Below are 10750 nucleotides of genomic sequence, written 5' to 3' on the forward strand. Positions count from 1 at the left end.
AGCAGAGTGCTGCTGGCGCACCGGACAACTGTGGCATTGCCGCCGGGAGCACGAACGTGGCCGCGATTGTCGGGCAAGCTGGTGCCGGCCGTGGCGCAAGGGAAGGCCGCCGCCGGCGACCCGATCGGTGACCTGATCCGCAACCTGGATCTCGATCAGGACAGCTGACAGCCGGGCGAGCGCCTGCGGCCGCGGCCGCAAGGGCAGGGCCCACCGAATAGGGCGCCGCGGCCCGTGCGGCCGTCCGCCCCCGCGCGGACGCACCGCGCATGACCGAACCGGATCACGGCTGACAGCTGCGGCCGGTCGGCGGGGCAGAGGAGCGGTGCTCGGGCGGGATCGGCAGGGTGCTGCTCTGCGCCGCCGGGACTGGAGAAGGCGGAGCGGCGTCCCCTCAACGCCCGATCGGCTCGACGGGGTGCTCTTGAAGCCGAAACGCCCGCCCCCACCCGGTGAGAGGGGACGGGCGTGCGATGATGCCGGATCGCCAAAGGGGCGAGCCGCCCGCCGCTCAGGCTGCCCGAACGGTGGCGAGGAAGCGACCGACCTCAGCGGCGAGGTGCTCGGACTGACGCGACAGCTCCGACGCTGCGCCGAGCACTTGGCTCGCTGCTGCCCCGGTCTCCTCTGCAGCGCCCGCCACGCCCGCGATGGTGCTCGTCACTTCACCGGTGCCTGCCGCCGCTTGGCTCACGTTGCGCACGATCTCCTGAGTTGCCGCACCCTGCTCCTCGACGGCCGCGGCGATCGAGGTCGTGACGCCGCTGATCTCCTGGATGCGGCCCGCGATCGAGCTGATCGCCGAAACGGCCTGATCGGTTGAGGACTGGATCCGAGCGATCTGGCCCGAGATCTCCTGCGTAGCCTTGGCGGTCTGCTCGGCGAGCGCCTTCACCTCGGAGGCGACGACTGCAAAGCCCTTGCCCGCCGCACCGGCACGGGCGGCCTCGATGGTGGCGTTGAGCGCCAAGAGATTGGTCTGGCCTGCAATCGAGGAGATCAGCCCGACTACGTCGCCGACCCGGGCCGCCGCGGTGCTCAGTTCCTGCACCAGGACCGCCGTCTGATCGGCTTCGCTCACGGCGCGCTGCGCGAGGCTGGCCGAACCGTCCACCTGGCGTCCGATCTCCTGAACGGAGGAGCCCAGTTCCTCAGCAGCGGCGGCCACGGTGTTCACGTTGCTGGCAGCCTCCTCGGCGGCCGCGGCGACGGTGGTCGACTGGCTCGCCGTCTGTCTGGCGGTGGCGGTCATGGTCTGGGCTGTGGCCTGCAGCTCGGTCGCCGAGGATGACACCATGCCGATGATGCCGCCGACAGCTTGCTCGAAGCCGTCGGCCATCTGGCGCATGCCCGCTCTCCGCTGCTCCTCGGCCGACAGCCGGGCGTGGGCCGTTTCCGCCTCCAGCTGGCGCGTCCGGATCACGTTGTCCTTGAACACCTGTACCGCAGCAGCCATCGCCCCGATCTCATCGCGCCGACCGGCGCCAGGAACGCCGACCGTGGTGTCGCCGGCGGCGAGGGCAACCATCGCTCCTTCCAGCCGGACGATAGCCCGGGAGACCCACCGCTGCAGGATAACGAAGCTGACCACCGCGACGGCGAGGATGCCGATCGCCATCCCGGTCAGCAGCAGAACCCACGTCCGCGCCTGATCGGCGGATCTCGTGGCCTGGACCGTCAAAACCTCCATCGCTGTCGTCGCGACGGCGAAGACGTTGGATTGCGCATCGCCAGCGAGCTTCAGCCACGTCTCCATGCCGAAGGCGAGGGGCTGGCCGGTGGCCGCGGAGGTGTCGATCGCCTTGCGGAGGCTTGCAAAGGCATCGCCGGAGAAACTGTTCTGTGCCGCCGCCAGCGCCGAGCGGAGGGCCGCGGGGACATGCTCATCGATCAGATCGGCCATGACGCTGAGACCGGAGGAGACTTGATGCGCATATTCGCGCAGCGCCGTCGCCTCTTCCGGCTGAACCGCCCTGTTCTGTGCCAGGATCGTGCGCACCTGGAAGCGGAGCAATCCAGCATGGAGCCGCGCCTGCCACGCAGTCGCACTGATCTGGATGACGGGGAATGTCGTGGCGTCGAGCGCCTCGATGCGGTGACCTAAGAGCTTGGTTGCATGCTGCAAGGCGTTCAGCATCGGCTCAAGGCGCTCGTCCAGCCGCGCCCGCACGGTCTTGTCGCGAGCGCCAAGCTCCTGGCCGAAGCCGTGACGACTTCGCGGCGGATGGCCTGCCAGCTCTCGTAGGTGGTGGTGAGTTCGCGGTGGACCTGGGCCGCTCCGTCAAGCGACAAGCCGGCCAACCCATTCAGGCTGGCCTCCAACGCCTTCGTCGCCTCAGAACGATACTCAAGGGCGGCCTTGCGCTCTTTCTCGTTCCGATCGCTCCCGATCAGCAGAGCGGCCGATGAGGACCCCCATTCGAGGCGTGTGGACGCGAAGCTCTGAAAGATAATCCGGTCGAGCTGCGCCAACGTGGCGACTTCGCCTGCGCTCTGCTCGACTGTGAGAGCCTGTCTGATGCTTCCGCCTGCGAGGCACAGGGCTATAATACACATCAGGCCGAACAAGCCCGATAGAAGCGCGCGTACCGAGATCTTCATCGCAGGTTCCACGTTCATACGCTGCATAGCAGTCGGTGGCAGCTTTTAGATCGTAGCCGGCAAACCGGTTGACGAAGATTTAACCTTGCTCATTAGACGAGCGCGGCTGTCCAATTCTTAGCCGATCGCTCGAACAGGGCCGGCGAAGCTCACACCGCCAGCCGAACGATACGCCGATGGCTTGCCGCCGGATTGTCGGACGAATTCGAGGGGGTGTGTGCCCCGGGCTCTAGAAGCTTGGCCATAATAATGGATACGGTCGCCTGGAAACCGATGTGACGTGACTACACGATGGGCGACGACAACGCGGGCTTGCTCCTCGCTCTAGCAACGGAGAATGCCGAATTGCGGCAACAGCTTGCGTCCGCCCAGGACCTGCTCGTCGAGACCGCTATCGACGCGGGCCAGCTTCATGCCCGCATCGAGGCCCTGCAGGCGGAACTCGCTGAAGTTCGCGCCCGGTTCGATGCGTGGCGGACGGAGGCGTCGCGTATGCGGGACGGGGTCCAACGTACCGCCTGACGCAGGCCTCTCTGCGAGAGCCGAGATCTAGGGCCGCGGCGGCTCGGGCATCTTGTACCGCTGCGACCAGATGAGACCCCGCACCGTGCTGGTCAGCGTCGCTACGCCCGGCTGCTGCCCCAGGAACTGACCCGTTAACGCCGTCGCGCGGGCGATCGCGAGCTCCAGGGTCGGAGCGTCGAAGGAGGCGGTGTCGACGTCCATCCCACCTTGGGGACGCCGTCGGGCAATCCGAAGCTGGTATTCCGGGGTGGGGAGCATGCAGCCTCAGGCGCAACCCACTTCCGGTCGCAGCTTCGGCCTCGGAAACGCGATGGTCCGACCGGTGAACGGATCGAATTCGAGCAAAGCGGTACGCCTACGCAGGGACAGCTGACAAACCACCGCCAAATCCCGACGTGATCGCAGCCCTTCCTACAAGTGCGCGCAGAGCGTTAAGAAGTGGCACACCTAACCCGTCGCCGGTGCGGGACAGTTTGGACGCGTCGAGAAGGTGGAAGGTCATCCCGGGACCGCTCGTACGGATCGGTCCCGAGAGGCAGGCCATTCCGATAAGGACACCTGTTCCCGCGGCCGCGCTCACCCCAACGGCTTCGGGCGCCGCGATGGCTAAAACGCGGCCGGTGGTGGCAGCGCCGAGGGCGCCGTCGACAACCCAGCCTCCGTGCAGAGCAATTCCGGGAGGTCAATGGAGCGCGGGGGCAGCTCAGTGGGCCGGATACGGCCCCCGGTACCAGCAGCGGTCCGGACGTCGGCCTGCGTGGCGCAGCCGCGGGCAGCGGCGCTGCCCTGAGCGGCCGGCCGACCCCTCACGCCCCGCGATTGCGGTACCGGGGGGGTCCCGCTGCAGGGCACCGCACCCGGGCCCAGGGCCATAGCGCCACAGGGCTGGACCTCTCCTACCAGCGGCCCGTTGCTCCTGCGCGCTCGCATCATCGAGCGAGCGAGGTACATCGGTGGCAGAACAACTCTCCGGACAAGACGGTCGGCAAGGCAAGCGCGGCAGACCGGTGCTCTACGTCCTGATCGTCAGCGTGGGTTTGATGCTGGCCGCGCTGGCCGGGCTCATGATGTGGCAGGGCGGAAGCTCACCGCCCGACTACGCGAGCCAGAGCCAGGACGCCTCGCGCAGGCAGATCACGGGAACCGGGGACGGTACAGGCAGCGCGACGTCGACGTCCAACAGCACCGCTGTTCCAGGCGGCAATCCATCCTACCCCCAGCCGGCGGCCCGTAGCGCCAATCCGTAGGAGGAGGCCGTGACCCACCACACATCCGATCCGACCCGCTTGCTGGTCGTGTACTACTCACGCAGCGGCGCGGTCGAAGCGCTTGCGACGGCTGCGGCTAAGGCCGCGCGAGACGCCGGCGCGGAAGTGCGCGTGCGTCGACCACGAGAGGTGGCCGATGCGGCCGCGATGGCGAAGGTCGAAGGCTGGACCGAGAGCGCGGCTCGGCAAAACGCCCTGTACGAGGCTCCGACGCACGAGGATGCCGAATGGGCGGACGCGATCCTGTTCGGCACGCCGAGCTACTTCGGAGCCATGGCAACCGAGCTGAAGAACTTTCTCGACCTGCTCGGCCCTCAGTGGAAACGCGGCTCCTTGGCCGGCAAGGTCGGGGGCGCCTTCGCGGCGGCCTCCTGGCCGCATGGCGGCTCCGAGGTCGTCACGCTGTCGCTGTACGCGCCGATGGCGCATCTCGGCATGGTGATCCTGCCGACCGGCTACACCGATGAGGCGATGCTGGAGGCGGGCTCCCCCTACGGCGCGTCCGCGATCGTCGGTAAAGAGAACCAGCCCCCGCGGTCGGAAGACCTCGACGCCGCGCGCCATCAAGGGCGGCGCATGGTGACGATCGCAGGTGCGCTGATCGCGGCCGGCGAGATGCCGTGTCGCCGGCGGGATGCCGACTAAGCCAAGCCGTCCTCGGACGCGCTGTCGGGATCGTCGAGCTTGCGCTTAGCGTCCTCGAGGAGGTCCTCGCCCTCCGGTTCGCCACCGGTCGTGGGATCCGGGGTGTTAAGACCCCGGATCGGTACGGTGGGGGCTGGACGCGCGCGCACACCGGCCTGTCAGGCCCCGACAGGATGCGGGCAGCCTGTCTATCGGCCCCGCAGGACGAAGATCCAGCTCAGGAACAGGACGAGGATCGACACTCCCAACAGCCAAAGTCAACCACCCGTCAGCACGGCGTTGTCGCCTTGGGCCGGCGTTGATGGCGTTCACTGCGCCAGAGCGCGACAGCTACGCGCCGGGCCTCGTAGCTACGCCGCAACGGCGTGCCGAGGCCGCCCTGCCCTTCGGGCGCGTACCCATAGGTCAGGACCCCATCCGGTCCATAGATCCGGTGCATCTCCTCGCGCCAGAGCCGATCCGCGGACGCGAGAGCGGCTTCCGTGAGGGCCAAGCGGGTTGGGTCGGACAGGGACATGGGAACTCCGCGCGCATATCGCTCAACGCGGCGACCGAGATAGAGGTCCACGGAGTTCCGGGTCCCCCGCGACGCGCGACCCCGCACCGGCGCGCGGCAACGATCTTGACCGGGCGGGCCGGAGGTTTGGGCGGGGTCGCCGAGGCGGCGCTTGCACGCGTCAGCCGGGCACAGCCCTCCGCCGGTTCCGACCGATGACCTTGCGCAGGATCCGGGAGACTTGGTCGGCCGAGTAGGGCTTGTGGAGCAGCTCGAAGCCGTTGGCGCTCTCCTGCGCCAGGACGTGGCTGTAGCCGGAGGCCAGGACCACAGGCAGGTCCGGCAGTCGCCGCTTCAGCACCTTGGCCAGCTCGATCCCGCCCATGCCCGGCATGACCACATCGGAGAACACGACGTCGAAGCCGGCCCCGTCCCAGCCGATCCGGTCGAGCGCCTCCTCGGCGTTCGTCGCCCAGACCGTCTCGTACCCCAGATCCTCCAGGATCTGCGTGGCGAAGCGTCCGACCTCGACGTTGTCCTCGACAACCAGCACCCGCTGACCCGCGCCGCCCGGATCGGTCTCCGCGACCTCCCCCCCCAACGCGGCGACGGGCCCTTGGGGCTGGACCTCCGGAAGGTAGAGCGTGAAGGTGGTTCCCCGGCCCAGTACGCTCTCGACCTTCACGTCCCCGCCCGATTGCTTCGCGAAGCCGAAGACCTGGGAGAGGCCAAGGCCCGTACCCTTCCCGACCTCCTTGGTCGTGAAGAACGGCTCGAACACACGGTGGATCAGGTCGGGCGGGATGCCGCATCCGGTGTCGCCGAGCGAAACGGCCGCGAAGGGACCCGGCGCACCGGCATGGCCCCGTATCGGCGGCAACGGCGCGCCGCATTCGAGCCGCAGCGTGAGGGTGCCCCCCGCCTCCATCGCGTCGCGGGCATTCACCGCCATGTTCACCAGCGCCGTCTCGAACTGGCTGAGGTCCGCCTTGATGTAGCAAGGCTTTGCCGGGAGCTGGGTGAGGACCTCGATGCGGGCGCCCGTTATCGTGTCGAGCAGCTCGGCCACGGCATGCAACCGCGCTCCGACGTCGAGTGTCTCGGGTCGCAGCGTCTGCCGCCGCGCGAAGGCGAGGAGCTGACTGGTCAGCTTGGCGGCACGGTCCACCGTCTCCGACACGGCATTGAGGTAGCGGCTCTTGCGCGCCTCCGGCAGTTCCGGACGGCGCAGGAAATCGACCGACGAGCGGATGATGGTGAGCAGGTTGTTGAAGTCGTGCGCGACGCCGCCGGTGAGTTGGCCGACCGCCTCCAGCTTCTGCGATTGCCGCAGCACCGCCTCCGTCTCGATGAGCTTGGAGGTGCGCTCCTCGACGCGCTGCTCAAGGGTCGCGTTCAAGGCTTCGAGCTTCGTAACGGCCCGGACGCGCTCGATATGCGCCCAGGAACGCTCCGTCACCTCGGTGATCAGCGCGAGCGCGTCGTCCGACCAGACCCGGGGAACACGGTCATGGATGGCCATCAGCGCGGTCAGGCGACCATCCTTGACGAGCGGCATGCAGATCGTGGCCGCGATGCCGATGGCCTGGAAGGTGGCGGCCTCCGCGGGCGCCAGCTCCGCGAGGTTGTCGTTGATGACCAAGGGGCGGCCGGCGCCGAGGTCCCGGACGGCGCGCTCGCCGAACGTCGCGAGGCTGTAATGGCCGACGATGCTCGGGGAGCCTTCGGCCGCCCAATCGCCCCGGATGGTGAAGCCGTCCTCGTCCGGGTCCATGTCCGCGTAGGCGCAGTTGGAGAGACTGAGATGCTCGGCGACCATGCGGGTGGTCGTGGCGAGGATCTCGTCCGCATCGGTGCTCTTCGCGGTCTCCCTGCCGAGTCGATCAAGGAACTGGAGGCGGGCCTCGTTGGCGCGCAGGGCCGTCTCGGCTTGGATGCGCCCGGTCGTCTCGGTGCAGGCGCAGAACATGCCGGCGACCCTGTCCTGCTCATCGCGGACGGGAGAGTAGGAAAAGGTGAACCAGGTCTGCTCGTCGTAGCCGCGCCGGTTCATGGTCAGAGGCAGGTCGTCGGACCATGTCGGCTCGCCGGCAAGCGCCCGGTCGATGAGCGGCGAGATGTCGGGCCAGATCTCCGCCCAGATGTCGTGGAAGCGACCGCCCAGCGCCGCCGGGTGCTTGTCGCCGAGGATCTCGGCGTAGGCGTCGTTGTAGAGGAAGCCGAGTTCGGGGCCGAAGGCCACGAACATCGGGAAGCGCGAGCCGAGCAGCAAGCTCACGGTCGAGCGCAGGCAGGCAGGCCATGCCTCGGGGGCCCCGAGCGGCGAGCCGGACCAGTCGTGGGCCCGCATCGCGGCACCCATCCGTCCTCCTCCGGCGAGGAACGACGGTGCCGGGATCACAACAGCCTCAGGGATGGGATGAGCGGAACGAACAACTGAAGTACCGATCCCGCTGCTGTGGCCAGGCAGTCCCGGACCGCGGATGAGTCCGGACTTGAGACGAGTCCAAACGTGCGACGACATCCCGTGGGCCGGTTGCCGTCGCAAGTCGAGCGAGGCTTCGCAGTATCAATGAAGGAATCGATGGTTCGCAAAACATCATAGATCAACATTTATGGAACTCACGCGGCCCGATGGCCTCGTCGATGTACGTCGCAGCGGGGAAGGGGCGCGCTGCAACCTGCCGCTCGTCCGGCCTGAAGACATCGGTGGAAGGCGTGTTCCGCCGTCAGCCTGCTGGGCGCCGACCGGGTCTTCGTGCGACCGCCGCGACACTCGGATCGTGTCGCCGGGGACTCGCCTCGACGCAGACGCCGCGGCGAACGAACCAGTATCAGATCTCGGGGACATCCCGGAGCGGAAGCGGTGGCTGCTCGCCCCCCGGCAAAGCCGCCGTTTCGCGGTGGCCTGACGTACCCCGTTCACACGCGGGATAAACGGTTTCGAGGTGCCGACCATCCTCGGAACGCCGGTCGGCAGATCCGCGAACTCCAGCCTCACAGCCTGTTTATGACCCGGCCACGGGCCAGACCTCCACGACACCGTGTGCCACGGCACAGGGAGACCGAGATACCAACTTGATGGCTTCAGCGATATTCTCGGCTTCTATGATGGCAAACCCGGCAATCGGGAGCGGCGATGACATGAAAGCCGTATTTTCTACCTGAACACCTTTGGCGTCGGGATTGCGAACCTGAACCGGCGAACCCGCTCTGCCGACGAGTGCTCCAGATTCGACGAGGCGCTTATCGTGTGCATGCGCGGCATCGCGTACTTCCGGAGTGATCCGTTCATACCCTGCTTCGTTACCGTATCCGATGGTTACGAACTTGGGCATGCGCGGTCCTCTCAGAATCGGCTGATGCTTAGTGGATTGCGACGCTTCCTGAACGCGATTTCCTCGTTCGGTCAGGCGCGACATCGGGTAGGTTGCCAGCCCAATCCAGATTTCGGCGACCCGGCGTTGAGCCGCCGTCCGCTTTCGACGCGACGGACATCCGCCTGCGACGCTGACGCGAACCAGCGTCTGCCACGAGGCTGGATCGAAGGCGGAACGTCCGCTTCGGGCCGGAAGTCCAACGTCCGAAGGCCAGCCATTGCGGACCTTTGTCCTCTAGCTGAAGCATGTCGGAGACGGGATCGTCTTTCCGACGACGCTCGGGAGCCGGTCCCGAGCCACTCGAAACGGGTCCGTCTTGTCGGATAATCGTCCAGGGCCGGGTGCGAATGCGTCTTCGAGGCGAGGACGTCCGGCAAGGCCGGGATCAAGCGACAAGAGTTCGAGGCGGCCCTGGCCCGTCGACGCCCCGCGGACGTGCCCGTCGTGTGGAAGCTCGGCCGGCTCGGCCGCTCGCGTGCCGAGATGATGCGCACCGGCGACGGGTTGCGGGCGGCCGACATGCACATCCGCTCACGCACCGATCTGTTCGACAGCGCCACGGCATACGGCCGCTCCGCCCGACCGATGCAGGGCGCCCTGGCCGAGTGCTTCCTCGACCTCAACCGTGAGCGCACGACAGGGGCTGACGGCGGGGGCCGCCCGGGGCCGCAAGGACGGGCGGCCGAAGACGCCGAGTGGGGACGACCTCCGGTCGGCCGTGCCTCGCTCGCCGCCGGCCCGATCCGCGTGGCCGACATCGCCAGGCGGCTCGGGGGCAACCGGGACACGTTCTACCGCTACTTCCCGCGACCGGGCCCATCGCATCACGGGCGGATGCCGACGCGATCAGGCCGGCGAATGGCCCGCGGCGATCGCCTCTTTGTTGATGGACGGGGATCTGCGCAGCGCTGACGCCACGCTGTGGTCCGGCGGGCGTTGCCGTGTCCTTCCCGTTCGGGTGCCGCCGGCGCGTCCTCCCGGCTGTCGTGGAGGAGGTTCGATCCGAAGCCAACAGCGCCCGCTCAGCGAAGGACGATCCTGCGGCGTCAAAAGGGAAACGTTTCTGCTCACGCGTGCGTTATCGCCGTTCATCGACACAGAGGCTCCAATGCGCCATCGCACGCTCGTCACAGCCCTTCCGTTCATGCTGCTCTTCTCCGGGGCCGCCGTCGCACAGGCTCCAGCCGCAGCTCCGTCCGCGACGGCTCCCGGTGCATCGGGGGTCGCGGCACCACAGCCGGGCTCGACCGGTGCCGCGGGCACCGTCACGGGCACCCCCACGGGTCGACCTGCCGACACCATCACGAACAACTCAGCGGCGGGTGGCAACGCCGACCAGCCCTCTCGCGCCGTGCCCCAGGGCGGCGGAGGCGGCGGCAACAAGTGAGCAGATCACCGGGCTGACGGAGGCCGCGGCCATCACCGCGGGTGATGGCCGCCTTCCAGCGCGGATGACCGACCGCGCGGGATCTGCGTCCCTGGGAGATGCCGCCGGGCGGGTCATTTGATCCGCGCGACGGCTCAGCATCACGGAGAGCGGCCTAGCCATGACTGAGACGGACAAGCCTTCGGGCGTGAGCGTGGTGCCTCCGACAACACCGGTCCGGACCGTCACCGTGCCGGACCCGACGGCCGGCCGCACGTCTGCGGGCCGGGACGTGGTCAAGGACGCCGAGAGCGAGCCCGACGACCCGGACAAGGCGGCCAAGGATGGCTTGGCGTGATCCCCATGCGCCGCTCCTTCGCGCTCCTGGCCGCTCTAGCCACCCTCGCCTGCCTTCCTGCTGCGGTTGGTGCCCAGACCCCGTCGGGGCCGCCGCGAAAGCCTGCGGAAG

9 protein-coding genes and 1 pseudogene are annotated in these 10750 nt (G+C 68.1%); 5 read left to right on the plus strand and 5 right to left on the minus strand.

All coding sequences use genetic code 11. The features are described from left to right. Positions 1-511: 511 nt before the first annotated feature. Together MKK82_RS12250 and MKK82_RS12255 are read right to left on the minus strand one after the other, a co-directional pair. Entirely contained in the window at positions 512-2137 is a 1626-nt protein-coding gene (locus MKK82_RS12250) for a methyl-accepting chemotaxis protein (RefSeq protein WP_243985858.1), read from the minus strand. Further along, on the minus strand, positions 2131-2601 hold the full coding sequence (locus MKK82_RS12255; protein WP_243985859.1) for a hypothetical protein: 471 nt from the start codon (positions 2599-2601) through the stop codon (positions 2131-2133). Before MKK82_RS12255 ends, MKK82_RS12250 begins: the two co-directional genes overlap by 7 nt. A 291-nt stretch (positions 2602-2892) precedes the next feature. Between MKK82_RS12255 and MKK82_RS12260 the strand changes: the two genes are divergently transcribed. Continuing rightward, positions 2893-3123 carry a hypothetical protein gene (locus MKK82_RS12260; RefSeq protein WP_238292917.1) on the plus strand — a complete coding sequence of 77 codons (231 nt, stop codon included), beginning with the start codon at positions 2893-2895 and terminating at the stop codon, positions 3121-3123. A gap of 27 nt (positions 3124-3150) precedes the next feature. Here MKK82_RS12260 and MKK82_RS12265 read toward each other — a convergent pair whose 3' ends face one another. Then, positions 3151-3327 carry a hypothetical protein gene (locus tag MKK82_RS12265; protein ID WP_238292915.1) on the minus strand — a complete coding sequence of 59 codons (177 nt, stop codon included), beginning with the start codon at positions 3325-3327 and terminating at the stop codon, positions 3151-3153. 752 nt (positions 3328-4079) lie between these two features. Here MKK82_RS12265 and MKK82_RS12270 point away from each other — a divergent pair. After that, the gene (locus tag MKK82_RS12270; protein ID WP_238292913.1) at positions 4080-4373 is read left to right on the plus strand and encodes a hypothetical protein; all 294 of its coding nucleotides are present in this window, start codon (positions 4080-4082) and stop codon (positions 4371-4373) included. A gap of 48 nt (positions 4374-4421) precedes the next feature. After that, complete coding sequence (gene wrbA, locus MKK82_RS12275) at positions 4422-5039, plus strand: NAD(P)H:quinone oxidoreductase (protein ID WP_238292964.1); 618 nt, start codon at positions 4422-4424, stop codon at positions 5037-5039. A 677-nt stretch (positions 5040-5716) separates the two neighbouring features. Here the strand turns inward: wrbA and MKK82_RS12280 are convergent. Beyond that, positions 5717-7897, minus strand: a complete 2181-nt coding sequence (locus MKK82_RS12280; RefSeq protein ID WP_238292911.1) for an ATP-binding protein — start codon at positions 7895-7897, stop codon at positions 5717-5719. Between the two features lie 646 nt (positions 7898-8543). Then, positions 8544-8873 (minus strand): YciI family protein, encoded by a 330-nt coding sequence (locus MKK82_RS12285; RefSeq protein WP_238292909.1) that lies wholly within the window; start codon positions 8871-8873, stop codon positions 8544-8546. Between the two features lie 405 nt (positions 8874-9278). On the opposite strand from MKK82_RS12285, the pseudogene MKK82_RS12290 reads away from it, so the two are divergent. After that, a pseudogene (locus tag MKK82_RS12290) lies at positions 9279-9827 on the plus strand (recombinase family protein); the annotation flags it as partial. Between the two features lie 635 nt (positions 9828-10462). Continuing rightward, complete coding sequence (locus tag MKK82_RS12300; RefSeq protein ID WP_238292907.1) at positions 10463-10639, plus strand: hypothetical protein; 177 nt, start codon at positions 10463-10465, stop codon at positions 10637-10639. Positions 10640-10750 lie beyond the last annotated feature (111 nt).

Source organism: Methylobacterium sp. E-046 (assembly GCF_022829625.1).
Taxonomy (GTDB): domain Bacteria; phylum Pseudomonadota; class Alphaproteobacteria; order Rhizobiales; family Beijerinckiaceae; genus Methylobacterium; species Methylobacterium longum.

Excerpts from the sequence above, each read along its gene's own strand:
- MKK82_RS12265 (WP_238292915.1), bottom strand. The coding sequence starts at position 3,327 with ATGGACGTCGACACCGCCTCCTTCGACGCTCCGACCCTGGAGCTCGCG.
- MKK82_RS12260 (WP_238292917.1), top strand. The coding sequence starts at position 2,893 with ATGGGCGACGACAACGCGGGCTTGCTCCTCGCTCTAGCAACGGAGAAT.
- MKK82_RS12280 (WP_238292911.1), bottom strand. The coding sequence starts at position 7,897 with ATGGGTGCCGCGATGCGGGCCCACGACTGGTCCGGCTCGCCGCTCGGG.
- MKK82_RS12255 (WP_243985859.1), bottom strand. The coding sequence starts at position 2,601 with ATGAAGATCTCGGTACGCGCGCTTCTATCGGGCTTGTTCGGCCTGATG.
- MKK82_RS12285 (WP_238292909.1), bottom strand. The coding sequence starts at position 8,873 with ATGCCCAAGTTCGTAACCATCGGATACGGTAACGAAGCAGGGTATGAA.
- MKK82_RS12250 (WP_243985858.1), bottom strand. The coding sequence starts at position 2,137 with ATGCTGAACGCCTTGCAGCATGCAACCAAGCTCTTAGGTCACCGCATC.
- MKK82_RS12300 (WP_238292907.1), top strand. The coding sequence starts at position 10,463 with ATGACTGAGACGGACAAGCCTTCGGGCGTGAGCGTGGTGCCTCCGACA.